This window comes from Paenibacillus sp. FSL E2-0178, assembly GCF_038593005.1.
Lineage (GTDB): Bacteria > Bacillota > Bacilli > Paenibacillales > Paenibacillaceae > Paenibacillus_AQ > Paenibacillus_AQ phytohabitans.
In genome coordinates, this window is the sequence record NZ_CP151953.1 from 8,273,978 (window position 1) to 8,295,211 (window position 21,234).

Annotated in this window: 20 protein-coding genes; 18 read left to right on the plus strand and 2 right to left on the minus strand. The window is 51.2% G+C overall.

What is annotated here, in order from left to right:
* The first annotated feature begins 8 nt into the window (after positions 1-8).
* From rhaD to MHI42_RS35860, 18 genes are all read left to right on the plus strand, one after another.
* Positions 9-854, plus strand: coding sequence for a rhamnulose-1-phosphate aldolase (gene rhaD / locus MHI42_RS35775; protein ID WP_342422247.1), 846 nt, complete (start codon positions 9-11; stop codon positions 852-854).
* A 171-nt stretch (positions 855-1,025) separates the two neighbouring features.
* Positions 1,026-2,120 carry an NADH:flavin oxidoreductase gene (locus MHI42_RS35780; RefSeq protein ID WP_171716007.1) on the plus strand — a complete coding sequence of 365 codons (1,095 nt, stop codon included), beginning with the start codon at positions 1,026-1,028 and terminating at the stop codon, positions 2,118-2,120.
* A gap of 234 nt (positions 2,121-2,354) precedes the next feature.
* A complete protein-coding gene (locus tag MHI42_RS35785) occupies positions 2,355-3,353 on the plus strand; it encodes a hypothetical protein (RefSeq protein ID WP_342422248.1) in 999 nt (332 codons plus the stop codon).
* A gap of 197 nt (positions 3,354-3,550) precedes the next feature.
* Entirely contained in the window at positions 3,551-4,375 is an 825-nt protein-coding gene (locus MHI42_RS35790) for an AraC family transcriptional regulator (RefSeq protein WP_342424868.1), read from the plus strand.
* 23 nt (positions 4,376-4,398) lie between these two features.
* Positions 4,399-5,295, plus strand: a complete 897-nt coding sequence (locus MHI42_RS35795; RefSeq protein WP_342422249.1) for a DMT family transporter — start codon at positions 4,399-4,401, stop codon at positions 5,293-5,295.
* Positions 5,279-5,689 carry a hypothetical protein gene (locus MHI42_RS35800; RefSeq protein WP_342422250.1) on the plus strand — a complete coding sequence of 137 codons (411 nt, stop codon included), beginning with the start codon at positions 5,279-5,281 and terminating at the stop codon, positions 5,687-5,689. Before MHI42_RS35795 ends, MHI42_RS35800 begins: the two co-directional genes overlap by 17 nt.
* A 234-nt stretch (positions 5,690-5,923) precedes the next feature.
* Complete coding sequence (gene miaB / locus MHI42_RS35805) at positions 5,924-7,507, plus strand: tRNA (N6-isopentenyl adenosine(37)-C2)-methylthiotransferase MiaB (RefSeq protein ID WP_342422251.1); 1,584 nt, start codon at positions 5,924-5,926, stop codon at positions 7,505-7,507.
* A gap of 24 nt (positions 7,508-7,531) precedes the next feature.
* Positions 7,532-7,984: a YlbF family regulator gene (locus MHI42_RS35810; protein ID WP_039304693.1), complete on the plus strand. Its 453-nt coding sequence runs from the start codon at positions 7,532-7,534 to the stop codon at positions 7,982-7,984.
* Between the two features lie 137 nt (positions 7,985-8,121).
* The gene (locus MHI42_RS35815; RefSeq protein WP_039304691.1) at positions 8,122-8,892 is read left to right on the plus strand and encodes an NUDIX domain-containing protein; all 771 of its coding nucleotides are present in this window, start codon (positions 8,122-8,124) and stop codon (positions 8,890-8,892) included.
* Between the two features lie 48 nt (positions 8,893-8,940).
* The gene (locus MHI42_RS35820; protein ID WP_342422252.1) at positions 8,941-9,483 is read left to right on the plus strand and encodes an isochorismatase family cysteine hydrolase; all 543 of its coding nucleotides are present in this window, start codon (positions 8,941-8,943) and stop codon (positions 9,481-9,483) included.
* A 272-nt stretch (positions 9,484-9,755) separates the two neighbouring features.
* Positions 9,756-11,207, plus strand: coding sequence for a nicotinate phosphoribosyltransferase (locus tag MHI42_RS35825; protein WP_081972130.1), 1,452 nt, complete (start codon positions 9,756-9,758; stop codon positions 11,205-11,207).
* A gap of 399 nt (positions 11,208-11,606) precedes the next feature.
* Positions 11,607-12,836, plus strand: coding sequence for a glycosyl hydrolase family 8 (locus tag MHI42_RS35830; RefSeq protein WP_342422253.1), 1,230 nt, complete (start codon positions 11,607-11,609; stop codon positions 12,834-12,836).
* A gap of 419 nt (positions 12,837-13,255) precedes the next feature.
* Positions 13,256-14,266: a 2-oxoacid:acceptor oxidoreductase family protein gene (locus MHI42_RS35835; RefSeq protein ID WP_042137960.1), complete on the plus strand. Its 1,011-nt coding sequence runs from the start codon at positions 13,256-13,258 to the stop codon at positions 14,264-14,266.
* Between the two features lie 26 nt (positions 14,267-14,292).
* A complete protein-coding gene (locus MHI42_RS35840) occupies positions 14,293-16,599 on the plus strand; it encodes a thiamine pyrophosphate-dependent enzyme (RefSeq protein ID WP_171715999.1) in 2,307 nt (768 codons plus the stop codon).
* A 151-nt stretch (positions 16,600-16,750) separates the two neighbouring features.
* Entirely contained in the window at positions 16,751-17,776 is a 1,026-nt protein-coding gene (locus MHI42_RS35845) for an ROK family protein (RefSeq protein WP_342422254.1), read from the plus strand.
* A gap of 11 nt (positions 17,777-17,787) precedes the next feature.
* Positions 17,788-18,996, plus strand: coding sequence for an MFS transporter (locus MHI42_RS35850; RefSeq protein WP_342422255.1), 1,209 nt, complete (start codon positions 17,788-17,790; stop codon positions 18,994-18,996).
* On the plus strand, positions 18,996-19,595 hold the full coding sequence (locus tag MHI42_RS35855; RefSeq protein ID WP_342422256.1) for a DUF1349 domain-containing protein: 600 nt from the start codon (positions 18,996-18,998) through the stop codon (positions 19,593-19,595). The genes MHI42_RS35850 and MHI42_RS35855 overlap by 1 nt, the downstream gene beginning before the upstream one ends.
* A 127-nt stretch (positions 19,596-19,722) precedes the next feature.
* Positions 19,723-20,244, plus strand: coding sequence for a hypothetical protein (locus tag MHI42_RS35860; RefSeq protein WP_342422257.1), 522 nt, complete (start codon positions 19,723-19,725; stop codon positions 20,242-20,244).
* Positions 20,245-20,372: 128 nt separating this feature from the next.
* On the opposite strand, the gene MHI42_RS35865 is transcribed toward MHI42_RS35860, so the two are convergent.
* A complete protein-coding gene (locus tag MHI42_RS35865) occupies positions 20,373-20,588 on the minus strand; it encodes a hypothetical protein (protein WP_171715994.1) in 216 nt (71 codons plus the stop codon).
* A 115-nt stretch (positions 20,589-20,703) separates the two neighbouring features.
* Entirely contained in the window at positions 20,704-21,219 is a 516-nt protein-coding gene (locus tag MHI42_RS35870; protein ID WP_171715993.1) for a MogA/MoaB family molybdenum cofactor biosynthesis protein, read from the minus strand.
* Positions 21,220-21,234: the final 15 nt, after the last annotated feature.

Below are 21,234 nucleotides of genomic sequence, written 5' to 3' on the forward strand. Positions count from 1 at the left end.
GATAACATATGAGTACTTCAGTAGTAGAATCCAAAGGTTATATCGCCGGCGTTGAAGCACCGTTTATCCGGGAAATGTCCGAAATCACCCACCACATGTGGTCCCTGGGCTGGGATGAGCTGAACGGAGGCAACGTCAGTTATCTGCTGGATGAAGAAGAGGTTGCCAAATACATTAACATCCGCGAGCCGCTGCGTACAATCGCCCTTACCTTCCCTGTAACTGAGCTGTCCGGCAAATACTTCATCGTAACTGGCTCCGGCAAATACTTCCGTAATGTCATTAAGGACCCGGAAGCCAACCTAGGTGTGCTGCGTGTCAGTGACAGCGGGGAGAGTGTAGAGGTTCTGTGGGGTCTGCGGAACGGCGCTGTACCGACCAGTGAGCTTGCTTCCCACTTCATGAGCCATATTGAACGGCTGAAGGTAGATCCTTCGCACCGCATCGTGCTGCATACCCATGCAACGAATGTGATTGCCATGACCTTCACCCATGATCTGGATGAACTGAAGTTCACCAAGACCCTGTGGGAAATGTGCACAGAATGTCTGGTTGTCTTCCCGGATGGCGTCAGCGTCATTCCTTGGATGGTTCCGGGCAGCAGTGATATCGGCCGGGCTACTGCGGATAAAATGAAAGACTATCGTGTGGTGATTTGGCCGCAGCACGGTATCTTTGTTACGGGCGCTACCATGGATGCTACCTTCGGTCTGGTAGAAACCATTGAAAAAGCGGCAATTGTCTACAACCTGATCGGCGGACGTGAAATTAAACAGAAAATCACGGATCAGCAGCTGGCCGATCTGGCCGCAGCCTTCCGGGTAACTCCGAAGGCCGGCGTTCTGGACCTGTAGGTTAATTAGGATCATGAAGTCTTGAGAATGCTACGAAAGCCGGACAATGCAGCATGGCTGCTAGTTTCCGGCTTTTGGCATATTCCCGGTGCTCATTCATTTGCATTTGCCGCTGAGAACAGTCATACTATACTTACTTAAAGTAATCAAAGTATGAAATGGAGGCCGATCATGAATACCGATAAATTGTTTGAACCCTTTGAGGGAGGGGGCCTGTCCCTGACCAACCGTGTAGTAATGGCACCGATGACACGGGTGCAGTCTCCAGGAGGCGTGGCTAGTCCGGAGGTAGCGGCTTATTACCGCCGCCGGGCGGAAGGCGGCGTTGGTCTGATCATTACTGAAGGAACAGCTATCGATCATCCGGCGGCGGTCAGCCACCAGGATATTCCGAATATCCACGGCGAAGCCTCTCTGGAGGGATGGGCGCAGGTAGTCAAGGAAGTGCATGCTGCCGGAGGCAAGATTATTCCGCAGCTGTGGCATGTCGGTATGGCCCGGAGCATCGGTGAATTGCCTAATGCTTCAGCGCTTCCTATCGGTCCTTCAGGGCTTAATCTGGCCGGAGAGCAAGTTACCGAGCCGATGACCAAGAATGAAATTCAGGGGATTGTCAGCGCCTTTGCCAAGGCGGCCAAAGATGCCAAGGCCATTGGCTTCGACGGCATTGAATTACACGGGGCCCACGGTTATCTGATCGACCAGTTCTTCTGGGAGAAGACCAACCGCCGTACCGATGAATATGGCGGTGATCTTGAGGCACGGACCACCTTCGCGGTTGAAGTGATCGATGCCTGCCGCCGTGCGGTAGGACCGGACTTCCCGATTGTGCTCCGCTTCTCGCAGTGGAAGGGCGGCCATTATGACGCCAGACTTGTGGAGACGCCTGAAGATCTGGCCCGCTTCCTGACACCGCTCAGCAATGCGGGTGTGGATATCTTTCACTGCTCCACCCGGCGTTTCTGGCAGCCGGAGTTCGAAGGGTCTGATCTTAATCTGGCAGGCTGGACGAAGAAGATCACCGGCAAACCGACGATCACGGTAGGCTCTGTGGGACTTGACAGTGCTTTTCCCAGCCCGGTAACCGAGAAGAATCAGGAAGATAATATTGACCTTCTGCTGGAGCGGCTGGACAAGGCAGAGTTCGATCTTGTTGCGGTAGGCAGAGCTCTGATCAGCGATCCGGCGTGGGCTGCTAAAGTGCAGGCTGGCAGAATTGGTGAGATCATTCATTTCACCTCCGACGCAACCAAGACATTATACTAAGAATACTAACTAATATAGTTTGAGCCAGAACACCCGATGTATTGGAAATTGCGGCGAACCTCGTGTTTATCCGCTAATGTCCATCCGCATCGGGTGTTTTTTGCGCAGATTAGCCCCATTACGCTGTACTACTGTCCAATTTCCTGAAATAATGCCATTGTCCGACACCCTTACCTTTCTCTCGAATATTGCTATTAGGAGGACCTTGTAAATTCAGAAGAAGGAGAGTGGGATATGGCGATTCTATCGACGGGACCTATCGAGAACAATGTGGTAATCAGCACAGGCATCCGTCCGACTCAATCGGTAACAGTCAAAATTGACGGACGCAATACCACCGAAGAATTCGATGTTCTTATCTTGGGCTACAGCCTGATTGGATTCCGCACCTTGTATGTGCAAGAGGAATTAAGTGTCGGACCGTTTCAGGTGATCACCAGGGATTACTTTGCGGATCTGGACGCATTCGAGTTTGTGTTCAGCACAACAGGAATCGCAGAGCCTGAAGCCCAGGTGTCCGTATGGGGCAAAAATGCCGCAGGACAGCTGGTGACCGCACACCGGCTGGTTTCCCAGGAGTTACTGGGGGAAACCGGGGGAGGAATCACTGGCGCAACCGGAGCCACGGGGTTCACGGGTGCTACGGGATTACCGGGAGCTACAGGAGCTACGGGTGCTACAGGGTTTACGGGTGCTACAGGAGCTACAGGAGCTACAGGATTGCCGGGGACTATCGGTGCTACGGGGTTCACGGGTGCTACAGGGTTGACAGGGGGAACAGGTGCGACGGGATTAGCGGGTGCTACTGGAGCCACAGGCAGCGTGTCATCGTCCTATGCCTATATTTTCAACACAGGTGCCCAGAGTGTCGCTACCGAAGCGGATGTTACTTTTGACAGCAATGAGAGTCTTGTCGGCTTCAGCCATACCCCTAATACAGCCGCCATTAACGTGGAGAATTCCGGAGATTATGCGGTAATCTTTATTGTCAATGCAGTTGAAGCGAATCAGTTCACTTTGTATCTGAATGGTGCTCCTGTAGGAGGCAGCGTCTACGGTTCAGGAGCGGGAACCCAGCCTAATCCGGGTATGGTGATTATCACTGCAGTCACTGGCGATGTAATCACGTTAAGGAACCATTCCAGTGCCGCAGCAGTCACATTGCAGACCTTAGCTGGAGGAACACAGATCAACTCCAATGCATCGATTCTGATCTATAGGCTTGGGGGCTGAGCCCGGTTATGGCAAGCAAAGTTTAATGAATAAGCCCGGAGCCTTACTCTTAGGCCGGGTTTTTTTTGCGGCGGGATATACTCCTGAATGGCCACGGCACGCCGAAGTTGCAGCATTGGAAGAGCAATATCATACAAGAACACTATCATCACCTATAGTATACTGAGCATGAAACAAGTAGGAAGGGAAGACGAATGATGAAACAGGAAATGCGGACCGTAAAATACAACGCTGAATTAAAAGTTGAAGCCTACCACTTTCAAGGAATCATGCAGAAATTTCCTAACCATTTTCATGAGTATTATGTGATTGGATATATCGAACAAGGTCAGCGGTTTTTGTCCTGCAAAAATAAAGAATACACTATAGAGCCGGGTGATCTCCTTCTCTTTAACCCCCGCGATAATCACGCTTGCGAACAGATTGACGGCCGAACGCTGGATTATCGCTGCATTAATATTCAACCGGAAATTATGAGTAAGGCAGTCTTAGATATAACAGGAAAAGAGTATCTGCCCTATTTTACGCCTCAGGTTATTTTTCACAGCGAATGGGTTCCTGTACTCCGGGATCTGCACCAAATGCTGATGGAGGAAGAAAGAGACTTTAGAAAAGAGGAGAGCTTTTTCTTCCTACTGGAGCAGCTGATTGAAGACTATACAGAGCAGGCAGTGCCGGCGGAGAATACAGGGCAAAGCGCAGAAGTAAAGGCGGTCGGTGAATTCTTAGAGAAGCATTATATGGATAATATCTCACTGGCTGACCTGTGCAATTTGACGGGGCTGAGTAAGTACTACCTGCTCCGTTCCTTTACCAAGCAAAAGGGTATATCGCCCTACAGCTATCTGGAAACCATCCGGATTGACAAGGCAAAGAAAATGCTGGAGCAGGGTATGAAGCCTATTGATGTTGCGATACAGACCGGATTTACCGACCAAAGCCATTTCTCCAACTTTTTCAAAAAATTTATAGGGCTGACACCAAAACAGTATATGAACATTTTCAAGGATGCGCAAAGCTGACTTTGGTTATAGAGAGGGTTATCATGGATAGAAACAAAGAAATTCAGGGACATCTGTTTGCATTTATTACGATTTTTATATGGGGCACGACTTTTATATCCACCAAGATACTGTTAGATGTACTAACTCCTATTGAAATATTATTTCTGAGGTTTGCCATTGGTTTTCTTGTGTTACTTCTTGCTTGTCCTCATAGGCTCAAAGTCAAGGAATTCAGGCACGAGCTATATATTGCCGGAGCGGGTTTGTGTGGCGTTACGCTATACTATCTGCTTGAAAATATTGCATTAACCTATACACTTGTTTCCAATGTAGGTGTTATCATTTCTATTGCTCCGTTTTTTACTGCTATTCTTGCACACCGGTTTTTAGACGGAGAGAAATTGAAAATTCGGTTTTTTATAGGGTTTTTAATCGCAGTGACCGGCATTTTTATCATTAGCTTTCATGGAAGCAGCAGCCTGAATATAAATCCATTGGGGGATATTTTGGCCGTTTTGGCTGCAGTGGTATGGGCCGTCTATTCTATTCTGACGAAGAAAATCAGCGGGTTTCAATATAATACGATTCAGGTAACACGGAGAATTTTCTTATATGGATTGGTATTTATGGTTCCGTCCTTATTCATTTTCGGATTTAAGCCAACCCTGAATGAACTGCTGACACCAGCCCATCTGTTTAACATCCTGTTTCTGGGGTTGGCAGCATCTGCGCTTTGCTTTGTAACGTGGAATTCTGCGGTTAAAATATTGGGCGCCATAAAAACGAGTATATACATTTACATGGTTCCCGTAATTACCGTAGTTACCTCTGTTATTGTCCTTCAGGAGAAAATGACAGGAGCCTCCGTATTTGGTATTGTACTTACGTTAACAGGTTTGTTTATATCACAGAGAAAAAAACATGAAAAAAGGGACTGAGAGATTACATATGAAGGTTGAGCAGAGAGATCTGGAACTGATCCAGGAATCCATTAAGGTAATTGACCGTAACTTCGATGAAGTGAATAAACGTCATACGGTAGGGGCAGCAGTGCGCTGTAAGAATGGTAAAATCTATACCGGAGTCAACTTGTACTCGATTCATGGCTCCTGTGCAGAGTTTATTGCCATCGGTGCTGCAATTACGGCTGGGGAACGGGAATTCGAGACTATCGTTGCTACGAGAACGCAAAGCGAAGGAGGGATTCTGCTTCCTCCACGCGGCAATTGCCGGGAGATGCTGGTACGTTATGCGCCGGATATTCAGGTTCTGGTGCAAACAGGAAATGGAGTGGAGAAGTACAGTATCCAAGAGCTTATGCCGCATCATTAAACGTAAGATTCAGGAAAAGCCCTGCCTTGTCGCGGGCTTTTTTTGTCATTCAGGAAATTTTTTCGCATAGCACATTTTCCTCATCCTGCCGGCCCAAATCCAGAATTGTTATATAAAAGGCTGAATCGGATCAATGGATTAGATGGTTAGATTATCCTTATCTGTGATATAATTTTGTATTGATTGCGGGTGTATCTGAATTCATGAATTACTTATAAAGGAAGTGTAAATCTGATGACGAAGGAGAACCGGAACTCAGCGGACTTCAACTCCACCAAGGGCAAGGATTACTCCAAGTATTTTGATTTTACCGATGCTAAAGTGATAAGTGAGCAAGAGGGCAAGACCACCTATCGCATAAAAGGAAGAAACGTTCAGATAAACAGCCAGCCCGATTACAGGGAAGGCAAGCGCCGCGGCAAGGAAGAGATCGAGGTGCTCTACCATTTCGAGATTCCGCCGGAGATGGAGGATTTCGGCCAAGGCAAAACCTATCATATCACCACCTACGGCTGCCAAATGAATGAGCATGACACCGAAACGATGAAGGGTATGCTGGAGCAACTGGGTTACCGTGCGGCTGATGACCGCAGAGATGCTGATCTTATTCTATTAAATACATGTGCAATCCGCGAGAATGCGGAAGATAAGGTGTTCGGAGAGCTGGGTCATCTCAAATCGCTCAAGCTGGAGAAGCCGGGGCTGCTGCTCGGGATCTGCGGCTGCATGTCCCAGGAAGAAGGCGTTGTTAACCGGATCATGAACCGGTATGGTTTCGTGGATATGATTTTTGGTACGCATAATATCCACCGGTTGCCGGAGCTGATTAAGGAAGCGGTGTTCAGCAGGGAGCTTGTGATCGAGGTCTGGTCCAAGGAAGGCGACATTATTGAGAATCTGCCGAAGAAAAGAGAGGGTTTGCGCGCCTGGGTGAATATTATGTACGGCTGTGACAAGTTCTGTACATACTGCATTGTACCGTTCACACGGGGCAAGGAGCGCAGCCGGCGTCCTGAAGATGTCATTGCCGAAGTGCGCGAGCTGGCCCGCCAGGGCTTCAAGGAAGTTACGCTGCTGGGGCAGAATGTAAACGCCTACGGGAAGGATTTTACCGACATAGACTATACATTCGGGGACCTGATGGACGACATGCGGGGGATCGATATTCCGCGTATCCGCTTCATGACGTCGCATCCCCGTGATTTTGACGATAAATTGATTCATGTGCTCGGCAAGGGCGGCAATCTGGTGGAGCATATCCATCTGCCCGTGCAGTCGGGAAGTACAGCTGTCCTGAAGCGGATGAGCCGCAAGTACACCCGTGAAGCTTATCTGGAGCTGGTCCGCAAGATCAAAGCAGGCGTGCCGGATGCGGTACTGACTACCGATATTATCGTCGGTTTCCCGGGTGAAACCGAAGCGCAGTTCGAGGAGACACTGTCGCTGGTGCGCGAAGTAGGGTATGATATGGCATATACCTTCATTTATTCTCCGCGTGAAGGTACTCCGGCTGCTGCTATGGAAGACAACGTTCCGGCAGAGGTCAAGAGCGCACGCCTGCAGCGTCTGAACGATCTGATCAAAGAGCAGAGCCGGCTGGGGAACGAGCGGATGCTCGGCAAGCTGGCCCTAGTGCTGGTGGAAGGCGAGAGCAAGAATAACATCAATGTACTCGCCGGACGTACCCGTGACAGCAAGCTGGTGCATTTCAAAGGCCCGCCGTCACTGATCGGCACGATGGTGCAGGTGAGAATTACCAGTACGAAGACATGGTACATCAAAGGGGACTATCTGGCGGAAGCCGCAGCAGTCCTCTAATTATAGAGAAATGGGGCGAGAAGAATGAGCCAGGAAGAAGCGCGTTTGAATGAATACGGCATGCAGACCCACAACACCCGTGATTTAATCGTAAGAGAGGATATTATGGGCAAAGCGAAGGAGCTGGCTACACTCATCTCCACCAGTGAAGAGGTCCGGCATTTCCAGCAGGCCGAGCAGAAAATTCTGAATCACGATCGTGTGCAGGGTCTGATTGCTACCATTAAGAAGAAGCAGAAGGAGATTGTGGCCTTTGAGAGCTTCAAGAATCAGGCGATGGTCGCCAAGATTGAACAGGAAATTGAAGTGCTGCAGGATGAAATCGACAGTATTCCGGTCGTGAATGAGTTCCAGCAGAGCCAGAGCGACATTAACTACCTGCTGCAGCTGGTTATCTCCGTTATCAGGGATACCGTCTCGGACAAAATCAATGTGGAAGCAGGCACAGAAGCGCCTCCATCCACTTGCGGTGACTAATTGAATACCCCCGGGGCGGATGAGAATCCGTCCCTTTTTCATATATTGCGCGTTCTTGCGGTTGATTTTAAGAGGACAGGTTTGGTACATTAAAAGATACGAACAGCAAATATAGCTGCGGCAAAGGATGATCTAAAGTGAGCGAGAACGTGGAACAAACCTATAACGCCAAAAAATACCGCACTCCGGACGGCGTTCCGGCGGATATTGTCATGTTTACGCTGACCAAACGCGAACGGAAGACGGTCACGAAGACACTCCCGCTGCGGGAGCTGAAAGTTATGCTGATCCGGCGCAAGAAATGGCCCTATGCAGGTATGTGGGCTTTGCCGGGCGGCTTTTGCCAGGAAGATGAATCGATCTATGATGCGGCTACCCGCGAGCTGAAGGAAGAGACCGGCGTAGACGGCGGCCATTTGGAATATCTCGGTGTCTACAGCAAGCCGGGGCGCGATCCGCGCGGCTGGATCATCAGCCATGCGTTTTTTGCACTGGTCGAGGAGTGGATGCTGGAGCAGCGTCAGGCCTCTGATGATGCAGGTGAGGTTGGCCTGTTCACCCTGCAGGAAGCGCTGGAGGAGCTGGAGCTGGCTTTTGACCACCATGATATTATTACCGATGCTTATCTGCGGATTCAGCAGCAAATGCTGCAGACTACGATTGCACGGCAGTTTCTGCCGCGCCATTTCACACTGAGTGAGCTGTATCAGGTGATCCAGACGGTCGTGCCTGAATTCAAAGAACCGAATTTTATCCGTAAAATTACGTCAACACGCAGCCGGCAGGGTATATTAAAGGAAGTAAGTGATGAAGCGGGCAATCCGCTCAGCTCCAATCAATACTCCCAGCGTCCGGCACAGCTCTATATGTTCACGGACCATGAACCTTTATTATCGATTTATACCTAAGCAGCAGGAAAGCTTAAGCTCACAACACTTTTAGGAGGCGGTCTGCTTATGAGAGCACTCATCGTAATTGATTTCACCAATGATTTCATTGACGGAAGTCTGCCGGTTGGGCAGCCCGGTATCGACATTGCACCAAGGGTTAGCCAGCTCACGGAACAGTTCGTGCAGAGCGGGGATTATGTTGTGATGGCTGTAGACTTGCATGAAGCAGATGATCCATATCATCCGGAGAGTAAGTTATTCCCGCCGCATAATCTGCGGGGCAGTCAGGGACGTGAGCTCTACGGCAGCCTGAAGGCCGTATACGAAGCGAATCATGAAGCCATCTACTGGATGGACAAAACCCGGTACAGCGCTTTTAGCGGCACGGATCTCGCGCTGAAGGTGCGTGAACGCGGCATTACCGAGCTGCACCTGATCGGAGTATGTACGGATATCTGTGTGCTGCATACGGCAGTGGATGCGTACAATCTGGGATTCAGCATTATTGTTCACGAGGATGCGGTAGCCAGCTTCAACCCGGACGGCCACACTTGGGCACTGGGACATTTCCGGGGCAGCCTCGGAGCGAAGGTTGTCGCTTCCACATAGATAAAAATATAATTGAACGAAGATAATATCAAAAGCTGTAAGGAACGAAGGGGAAATTTGGAACTGTAGGAGCGGTAGCGACCGCCTTTGTCACCGGATTTCCACTGCGGATAGCAGTATGGAATCAAGAAATCTGGGGACAACAGCGGCCGGAAGTCCAAAGTTCACCGCAGTGACACTTTAGCTTTAAGTTAATTTCAAAGTTCAAATTATATAACACAACAGCAACTGCAGATCCCGCTACAGCAGTGCAACTATTAGGAGATGAGGACTTGAGGAGAGAACTTGCTCTACATACAGACAAATATCAGATTAATATGATGTACGCCCACTGGGTTAACGGCACGCACAAACGCCGGGCTGTGTTTGAAGCTTATTTCCGCAAGCTGCCGTTCGGCAACGGGTTCGCGGTATTTGCAGGCCTGGAGCGGATCGCCCAGTATATCGCTGAACTGCGGTTTACAGAGGATGATATCCGCTACTTGTCGGAGCAGGAGGAGAATTATGCCCCGGCGTTTCTGGAGGAGCTGCTGCAGTTCCATTTCCAGGGCAGCATTCATTCGATGAAGGAAGGCGCGCTTGTCTTCCCGGATGAGCCGCTGATCCGCGTGGAAGGCACGATTATGGAGGCTCAGCTGGTGGAGACAGCCATCCTGAACTTCATGAACTACCAGACGCTGATCGCGACCAAGGCTTCCCGGATCAAGCAGGTGGCTCCGAATGATACGCTGCTTGAGTTCGGAACAAGGCGTGCGCAGGAAGCAGATGCGGCCGTATGGGGAGCCCGGGCAGCGTATGTGGGGGGCTTCCATGCGACCTCCAACATGCTGGCCGGCAAAATGTTCGGCATTCCTACGAAGGGCACCCATGCCCATTCCTGGGTGCAGAGCTTCCCGAGCGAACAGGAAGCCTTCGACGCTTACGCCAGAGTAATGCCGGACGGCGTTACCCTGCTCGTCGATACCTTCGATACTCTGCGCAGCGGTGTGCCGAATGCAATAAATACTGCCAAGAAGCTGGAGGCGCAGGGCAAACGGATGAACGGCATCAGGCTCGACAGCGGTGACTTGGCCTACCTGTCCCGCAAAGCCCGGCAAATGCTTGATGAAGCCGGCCTGCAGTATGTGAAGATCGTTGCCTCCAATGACCTGGATGAGAACACGATCATGAACTTGAAGTCGCAAGGTGCGGCTATTGATACGTGGGGGGTTGGAACCCAGCTGATTACAGCTTCCGATCAGCCTTCTCTCGGCGGAGTCTACAAGCTGGTCGAGATTGAATCTCCAAGCGGAGAGATGATTCCAACGATCAAGATCTCCTCCAATCCCGAGAAGGTATCGACTCCCGGCAAAAAGGCCGTTTACCGCATTATCGGGCAGAACGGCAAAGCCTTGGCGGATTATATCAGCTTCTCCGGGGAAGAGGCGCCGCGTAACGGTGTCCGGCTCAAGCTGTTCAATCCGCTGCATCCGTATATGAGAAAACATGTGGAGCACTACGAGGCGCTGCCGATGCTGGAGCCGATTGTGGTGAACGGCTTCCAGGTCTATCAGCTGCCGGATCTGAACGAGATCCGCCGCTACCATCAGGAGCAGCTTGATCTGTTCTGGCCGGAGTACCTGCGTAAGCTGAACCCTGAAGTATTCCGCGTGAATCTCAGCGAGCAGCTGTGGAACCGCAAGCAGCAGCTGATTGCGGAGCATATGATGCCGGATGTGGAATAGCCTGATCGCAACAGAAGCATAGACTTATTAATACTTAGCCCTCTCAGTTGGTGGATAATCCACGACCGGGAGGGCTTTTTGCCGGGGCGAGGGCAGAATGGGAAAAGACAGGCAGGCTCATACCCCTGCCCCTGCGTATAACTTCATAGACGCGTAATACGCAGGACCATATGCTCATTGACACGAACTCTCTGGAATAATATATTAAATATGTTCTTAAATACAATTTTTACAGGAATGGTATTTTTTTGGGGATAAAGTTAAAGCGCTTTAACTTTAGCCCGGCAGACAGATGGGCGGATACTCTATGTGAGGGGGTGAACTTTTCCTAAGGCAGTTCGTTTGTGATTGCAATGGATTCGAAGCCATATCCACCAAATCATGAGGAGTGAATGCGTTATGAATAAGCAAGGGAAACGCAAGCTGCACTGGAAAAGTCTGATGCTTCTTTGTCTGGCGCTCTTTATCCTGCCTGCCGGGTCCGCTTTCGCCGCAGTGAACAAACCGTTCCCGCAGCATACGACCTATACGGCCGGAACCATCAAACCGAATAATGTCACCCAGACGGTTATGGATAATGCGGTTAAGACCAAATGGGATGCCTGGAAAGGCGCTTATCTCAAACCGGCCGGGACAGGCAAATATTATGTCAAATATAATTCAGACGGGGAGACCGTCTCCGAAGCGCATGGCTACGGCATGCTGTTCACTGTCCTGATGGCTGGTTACGACACCAATGCGCAGACGTACTATAACGGACTCTACAATTATTACACAGCACATCCAAGCTCCATCAATCCTTATCTGATGTCCTGGAAACAGAACAGCAGCTTCCAGAATATCGAAGGCGAGGATTCCGCAACGGACGGTGATATGGATATTGCGTATTCGCTGCTGCTGGCCCACAGACAATGGGGAAGCACGGGAACAGTTAACTATTTGCAGGCAGCAACCAGCATCATTAATGCAATCATGGATAATGAGATCAATCAGACCCAGTGGACCATCCGCCTGGGGGACTGGGCGAACAGCGGTTCATATAATACAGCAACCCGTCCTTCCGATTTCATGCTCAGCCATCTGAAGGCCTTCCAGTCCGCTACCGGGGATGCGCGCTGGCAGAATGTAACGGATAAGACCTATACGATTATTAACAGCCTCTATACCGGTTATAGCTCTACCACCGGCCTGCTGCCGGATTTCGTAGTCTACTCCAGTAACACCTATAAACCGGCCGCAGCGAATTTCCTGGAGGATGCCAACGACGGCAATTATAACTACAACTCATGCCGCACACCATGGCGGATTACCACCGATTATTTGCTCACAGGCGATAACCGCGCCTTGTCCCAGCTGAATCAGCTGAACAGCTGGATCAAGACCAAGGTAAGCAGTACTCCGGGCAATATCAAAGACGGCTACAAGCTGAACGGAACCACCTTTGGCAGCTACAACAGCGGCGCATTCTATGCTCCGTTCGGTGTAAGCGCAATGACCTCATCAGGGAACCAGAGCTGGCTGAATTCACTCTGGAGCCATACGTCAGGCAGCGCGGCAGAGGATTATTATGAAGACAGCATCAAGCTGTTCTCCATGATCGTGATGTCCGGCAACTGGTGGACTTACTAGGCGTTTTTATTCTTGATATGATCCAAAGACGAAATCCGGGTGATCTCTGATCACGGGTTTCGTTTTTTTTCATAATGGGCGCCTGTGACATATATCATGATTTCTGTGATAAATTTAACATCTTAATTTTTAATTTTATTGCTAAATTAAGGGTGACATTGGTTCCACATCATCCTTGGGAAAACGCGGAATTACACACAATTTTCACAATTTGTCGTTTTTATGGCAGATTACCTTCTATTGAAGTAACGCCGCGCTGTCGCGTATAAAGAAATCCATTGAAATCCATAAAGAATTGTGATTCCCAAAGCGTGGATAATGCAAGATATGTCACTTCGCGGCTTGCAATTTCAAGTTACAATCGTTGAAAAAGTCAAAAGGATGTTATTCTTCTTGACACTAAGAAAGGGGTTATGTCGGTGGTACAATTGCCAAAAGTAAATGAGCTCGGCTTCTTTGAGATTCGTCTCGAATCTATTGGGGGCCTGGGAGCGAACCTTGCCGGTAAAATGCTCGCGGAAGCGGGTGTAGTCGGCGCAGGACTCAATGGCGTCAGTTTTTCATCGTATGGTTCGGAGAAGAAGGGGTCGGCGGTTAAAGCTCATATCCGTTTCTGCGATATGGACACTCATATCCGTGATACCTCCCCGGTAGAGCGTCCGCATGTTGTCGGTGTTTTTCACGAAGCGCTTGCCAAGACCGTTAACGTAACCAGCGGAATTCATGAACACAGTACCGTTCTTGTGAACTCGGCCAAGACGCCGGAAGAACTCAAAGAACTGCTGAAGATGAAGGCCGGTACGATTGCAGTAATCGATGCCACCAGCATCGCACTGAAAGAGAAGAACCGGGTGAACATGGCGATGCTAGGCGCGCTGTTCCGGCTCTGTCCGTTCCTGGATACCGATATTATGAAGGGCGTTATTGAGAAATCGCTCGGCAAGAAATATCCGCAGGCGGTCCAGTCGGCCATTACGACCTTTGACCGTGGTTATAATGAAGTGAAATTCATGCATTTCGAGCTCGCTGCCGGCGATAGCATGCCGGTGTATGTCCGCTCCGATATTTCCGCTCTCGGCTACGAGACTCAGCCGATAGGCGGCACCATCACGAACCCGGGCGGCAGTTTCCTGAAGAACCTCAGCATCTCCCGTTCCGGTATGCTTCCGGTCTATGAGAATGAGTCCTGTATCAATTGCGCACAGTGTGACACGGTATGTCCGGATCAATGCTTCGTCTGGGAAGAGCGGCTGGACCGTAAGGGCCGTTCGCAGATGTTCCTGCTCGGCATTGACTATCAATATTGCAAAGGCTGCCTGAAATGCATCGGCGCCTGCCCGACCTCGGCGCTCTCCAGCACCCGGGAGAAGGAAGGCTATGCGGACAGCCATACCGTGAAGCATACGTTTGATCTGGTTACTCAAGTCTAAATTTCGGAAGAAAGGTGGAATGAATTGTGGCTATTGATTATGAAAAAGAAGTAGGCTCCGCCAAAGTGGAGCAGAAATTCCTATATGAATCCGGCAATGAAATGGCTGCTTATGCCGCCCATCAGATTAACTATCATGTTATGGGGTATTTCCCGATCTCCCCGTCGACGGAGGTTGCCCAGTTCCTGGATACCATGAAAGCCAGCGGACAGCATGATATTATGCTGGTGCCTTCCGACGGCGAGCACAGCTCCGCAGGGATCTGTTATGGCGCTTCGACAGCAGGCGGCCGCGTGTTCAATGCTACCAGCGCGCAAGGGTATATGTTCATGCTGGAGCAGCTGCCTGTACAAGCAGGTACGCGGATGCCTATGGTCATGAACCTGATCTGCCGTTCGATCTCAGGCCCGCTGAATATTCACGGTGACCATTCCGATTTGTATTTCGCCCTTAACACCGGCTGGCCGATCCTGATGTGCCGTGATCCGCAGTCCGTATATGATATGAACCTGATGGCATTGAAGCTTGCGGAGCATGCCAAGGTCCGCCTTCCGGTAATGGTTGCTTCTGACGGTTATTTCACGTCCCACCAGAAGCGCCGTGTGCAGGCTTTTGCCCACCGCGAGGATGTTCACAAGTTCGTAGGCGAGCAGCCGCCAGTTGGCTTCACCGATACGCTGGACCGCAATAACCCTGTTACTGTAGGTCCTTATATGAACGAACCGGATTATATCAACAACCGTTATCAGCAGTCGGTAGCCATGTACAATGCTGGTGAAGTGTTTGAAGAGATCGCAGCGGAATTCGCTGTGCTGACAGGCCGCCATTATGGGGTGATTGAGCAGTACCGGATGGAGGATGCGGATGTGGCCGTATTCCTGATGAACTCCGCTTCGGAGATTATCAAGGATGTGGTCGACCAGCTGCGTCTGCAAGGAATCAAAGCGGGTGCCATCTCCCCGAACATGATCCGCCCGTTCCCGCAGAAGCAGATTGCTGAAGCGCTGAAGAATGTCAAAGCCATCACTGTCGGTGACCGTGCGGATTCCGTCGGCGGACACGGCGGCAACATGGTTAACGAAATCAAGGCTGCACTGTTCACATACGGCAACACGACCACTAAGGTAATCAGCCGTATCTACGGGCTGGGCGGTAAAGACTTCTATGCTGAAGACGGCCATCATTTCTTCCAGCTCGCAATGGATGCAGTGGTAGCAGACCGCGTAGAAGTGCCGTTTGATTACTACGGCCACAATCCGGGAGCGCCGGAGAATGCGCCGAAGCGCCTGCTGAAGCCGATGAACTTTGATCTGTTGAAGACCGGCCTGATTACGGTGAACAAGAATGAAGAAACAGGTAAGCTGGCCGTGAAGATTCCGCCGATCCGCTCTCTGATGAAGAAGCCAAGACGTCTGTCTCCGGGACATGGCGCATGTCCGGGCTGTGGTATTTTCTCCGGCCTGGAGCTGTTCTTCAAAGGGATTGAAGGGGATATCGTAGCGCTGTATCACACCGGCTGTGCCATGGTTACAACTACCGGCTATCCTTATTCGTCACATAAATCAACGTTCATCCACAATCTCTTCCAGAACGGTGCAGCTACGCTGTCCGGCGTGGTCGAAATGTTCTGGGAACGCAAACGCCGCGGCGAGCTGGACGGCCTGGGCCTGCAGGATGACTTCACCTTCGTTATGGTAACGGGTGACGGCGGTATGGACATTGGTATGGGTCCGGCGATCGGCGCTGCACTGCGCGGCCACAAGATGATCATCGTGGAATACGATAACGAAGGTTACATGAATACTGGTGCACAGCAGTCCTATTCCACACCGCTCGGACACCGTACTTCGACTTCGAGCATCGGCAAAACCCAGCAGGGTAAGCTGACCCAGCATAAGGATACTGCGCAGATTATGGCTGCGACCAATATTCCTTATGTCTTCACCGGCTGTGAAGCTTACCCGCAGGATCTGCTGAAGAAGGCTGCGAAGGCCCAGTGGTATGCTCAGAATGAAGGTCTCGTCTATGGCAAGATTCTGATCGCCTGTCCGCTTAACTGGATGAGTGAAGACAAAGACGGTACAGATATCGTCTCCCTGGCTGTTGAGTCCTGCTTCTTCCCGCTCTATGAAGTAGAGCAGGGCATGACCAACATCACGTATAACCCGGAAGACAAGGAGAAACGGATCGAAGTCTCCGCCTGGCTGAAGACTATGGGCAAAACCCGCCATCTGCTGAAGCCGGAGAACGAGCCTGCGCTGCGCAGCTTCGAGAATGAGGTACAGCGCCGCTGGAGCCGTCTCAAAGCCAAACATGAGCATCCGGATTTGTAAGGCTTAGCCTAAGCACCACTATAATTAGCCATCATGCATACCCGCCCGGCAGAGATTCTCTGCCGGGCTATTCAACATTTCAATAATTTTTTCAAAATAACTATTTATTAAAACACTTTATTAAAGTATTATTATAACGAGGTGAAAGCAGATGCAGAAGATTGGCGGCAATGCGTTAGTCATTCGCGAAGTGAATATGAACCTGGTGCGGCAGGTGCTGAAGGAACACGGGCAGGCAACCAAACGGCAGATTGCCGGAGTTAGCGGCCTTAGTGTCGTTACAGTGGGCACTGTGCTGCAGCTATTGGAAGCGCAGAATGAGGTGCTGGCTGGAGCACAGGTGTCCTCCAGCGGAGGGAGGCCTGCACAGCAATACATATACAATGACGAGTATGCCCTGGCGCTGATTCTGTTCACGCATGAAGAGCAGGATGTGATCTACATTCACAGAACGGTTGTTACGCTGACCGGACGTACACTGTTTGAGGATAATACAGCGGTCTCAGGCGTCGATCTGGCGGCCTTTGAAGCGGTGATTGACAGCTCGCTGCAGATGTATCCCCTGATACAGGCTATCGGTCTGGGCCTGCCGGGTGCGGAAGTAGAAGGCCTAATGGTTGTATCCGATTACGAAGCCTTGCGCGGTGTTCCGGTGGCAGAGCATTTCCGGCAGCGGTACGGCAAACCTGTAGTGATCGAGAACGATGTCAACGCTGCCGTGATTGGCTATTGCCGAAGGATGAAGGAGGAGACAGCTTCAGTTGTCTATTTGTATTTTCCGGACCGCTTCGCTCCGGGAGCCGGCATATTTATAGGAGGCAAGCTGTATAAGGGGAAACGCGGCTTCGCCGGAGAGGTAGCCAACATTCCGCTCGGCATTGCCTGGGGAGATGGCGGACTGATTGCTTCCTTTGAGGCACTTACAGATGCGATTGCCAGGCTGGCGGCCGCTGTCAGCAGTGTGCTGAATCCGGATGTTATTGTGCTGTACGGCAGCTTCCTGAAGGAAGAGCACCTTCTATCCGTGGAGAAGAAATGCAGCGCCGCGCTGCCTTATCCTGCAATTCCAAGGATGAGAATGTCAGACGATTTTGCCGCAGATTACATTCAGGGCATGATTGTGCAGACGCTGGGCACTTTGGAACAAAGACTGTATTTAACGAAAATAGAAGGTTAGGCGGGGAAGAGATGGCAACGGTATTCTTGATCATTATTTATATGGCATTTATCAGCTTAGGTCTGCCGGACTCCATGCTGGGAGCGGCCTGGCCGATCATGAGGCTGGATTATGGCGCTCCGGTTGAGACGGCGGGGCTGCTCTCCATGATTGTAGTCGCGGGGACGATTATTTCTAGTTTAGCCAGCAGTGCCGTGCTGAAACGGCTGGGTACGGGGATGGTTACTTTTATCAGCGTGGCTGTGACGGCTCTGGCCTTGCTCGGCTTCTCTTACTCTTCTTCCGTAGTTTGGCTGGCTGTGCTGGCCTTGCCGCTGGGGCTGGGAGCCGGTTCTATCGATACAGGGCTGAACAATTATGTGGCTACCCACTATAAGGCGCATCATATGAGCTGGCTGCACTGCTTCTGGGGCATCGGGGCGATGCTCGGACCAATTATTATGTCGCGTTATATCGCAGGAGGTGATTCCTGGAGAACGGGATACTTCACTGTCAGCATGATTCAGTTTGCGCTTGTGGTGCTGCTGTTTATCAGTCTGCCGCTATGGAAAAGGGCAGGTAAGAGCAGCAGTCCGCAGGCTGAGTACGTCAGGAACGAGCCAGAGACGGTAATGGCAGCGGAGGCTGCTTCCGGCAATGTGCTGCGGATCAAAGGCGTGAAGCTGGCGATGATTACCTTCCTGTTCTATTGTGGAGTGGAAGCCACGGTAGGACTCTGGGGCAGCAGCTATCTGGTTAATGTCAAGGGTGTCTCAGCAGCAACTGCTGCTGCCTGGGTGTCATTGTATTACGGCGGAATTACGGCCGGGCGGCTGATTACCGGGTTTATTACCTTCCGGTTCAGCAACAAGGAGCTCATCCGCGGCGGGCTGGTAATATCCATGGTGGGTGCGCTGGTGCTGGCTTTACCGCTTCCGGCGGTCTTTTCACTGGTTGCATTTATCCTGATTGGACTGGGGTCGGCACCGATCTTCCCCTGTATGCTGCATGAGACACCGGCCCGGTTCGGACAAGCGAACTCCCAGAAAATTATGGGCTATCAGATGGCTCTGGCCTATACCGGCGGAGCTTTTCTGCCCCCGCTTCTGGGCTGGGTGGCGGCGCGCAGCAGCTTTATGATTCTTCCGCTGGTGATGATCGGGTATATTATTGTTATGATTCTAAGCTCTGAGCAGATCAACAGTATGATGAAAAAACGGAAAGAAGAGGTGAGCCTGTAATGAGAATAGTAGCGTGGCAGGATGGAGTATGGAGTAACGAACCGGTGTCCAGCAGAGTTGTAGCAGGAGCACTTGTGGCGGAAGCTGCAGAAGGCAGTGATTATTGGCAAAAAACGATGTACGGCTTCCAGCATGACAACGGGCACGCCTTGCTCGCACCCTGGGAGGATGCGGAAGCTATGGAGGTCAGCTTTTCGCTGGACGGGTTCACAGAGCTATATGATCAGGCAGGCATTATGCTGTGGCATAGTGAGGAAGTCTGGATCAAAGCCGGCATTGAGCTGAATGATGGTATTCCACATGTGGGCGCCGTTGTGACCGATGGCTACTCCGACTGGTCGCTGTCACCTGTTCCGGAATGGACGGGTGAGGTAATCACCCTCCGGGCTTCGCGGATGAAGGATGCCGTAATCCTCAGAGCCAGAACGGAGAATCATCCCTGGAGGACGATCCGGGTCGCCCGTTTTCCGTATGTGACCGGGAAGCAGGCAGGACCCTTCCTGTGTGCTCCAACCCGGCCGGGATTTCAGGTAACCTTCACACGGTGGGCTGCTTCAGCTCCTGATACCGATGTGCATACGGACCCGCCAGTACGTTAATCTCCCGGTGCACGGAATCATTCCAGCAATTTGCGGTAAGACAATCGGCTCTTTGCATACTTTTCACGTACTCAGCCATCCTATACCCAACAGGAAGAATCTGAGTGTTTGTGAAGGGGGAATAGTTATGAAGCGCCGATTAGCAGGTATGCTGGCTGCGGTATTGACTGCCGGAACACTGCTCGCAGGCTGCTCCGGGGAGCAGAACAAGAAGGAAGCGGGAAGCTACACGATGCAAGCGTATCAGGACGGGACAATGCTGGCTTACTCGCAGGGGAAAGGGCTGGACGGCCGGTTCCGCAAGGAGATGCGGCAGGCTTTTGCCAATGAACAGCTTGCGCTGACCGATGAGAAGTTCACCGAAGACAATCGCGGAAATACCAGCTATCTGTACCTGATCAACAGCCAGCCCGCGCAGAATATCACGCTGCATGTATTCACCAGCCGCCCTGAGCGGGTGGGCCGGATTACGGATTGGTACGGTGGTATGCAGCTGGCGGAGACGTCCGGGGCGAGAACAGAGGTCTATAACAAGGATAATACTTCTCTGGTGTATACCTCCATGGGCAAAGAGAAGGGGAAGTATTCGAAGAAGGTAAAGGACCTATTTAGCGGACTTCTGGAGCACTTGGGCACACACGCTCATTAAAAGATAGGCATCCGTTCACCATAGGCCATTCAGGACCAGCACAAAAAAGGCAGACCAGCCCGCGCGCTTCAATTAGAAACGCGGTGGGCAGGTCTGCCTTTTACAGTTAACGTTATAGTACGAGAGTTCTATCTTCTTCTGCCGCGCATAATTCCGGAAATACCGCACATTTCATCCCGGACGGAATAAGTGTAGATGTGCTGCGGGACCGGAACACAGTGATGGCGCCGGACCACTTCAACATGGTGGACTACCTGGACTACCTGGGGATGATAGTAATCTTCATATACGACCTCTGTAGGGTCAGTAACTGTTTGAACAGGGCATTTTGGACAATTTCTCATTACATTCAGCTCCTTCGCGATTGGACTTATGCCAGTATACGCGCTGTACAGGGGCCTGCTTGTTCATTTGTCCATATTCCCGATAAATGGGCGTATGACTATCCGGTACTCCTGATCAGGAACGTTTGTAGATTTCACGCATCACATGCCGCAGTTCGGGAAGGATCAGCCGTTCCATGGCAAGCTTGATTGCACCAGTGGAGCCGGGCATCGAGAATACTGCCGTACTGCCGATCGTGCCGGCAATAGCCCGGCTAAGCATGGCGGCAGAGCCGATATCTTCCGTGAAGCTAAGCAGCCGGAAAATCTCCCCGAAACCCGGAAGCGATTTGTCAAGCAGTGAAGCAACCGCCTCATAAGTCGTATCGCGGGGCGAAATGCCTGTCCCTCCAGTCAGCAGTACGGCTTCAATGCCGGAATGGACGGAGCTTTTGTAGACCAGCTCGCGGATATCCTCATAATCATCCTTGACGATCGTGCGGCCGGTAACAATGTATCCCGCTTCCTCCAGCATATTCTGGATCAGCGGGCCGCCGGTGTCCGTCTCCAGGGTCCGGGTGTCTGAGACCGTAATGATATAACAAGCTACTGAATCGGGGGCTTCACGCCGGTGTTCTTCTACGGAGGTCATGCGAACCAGCTCCTT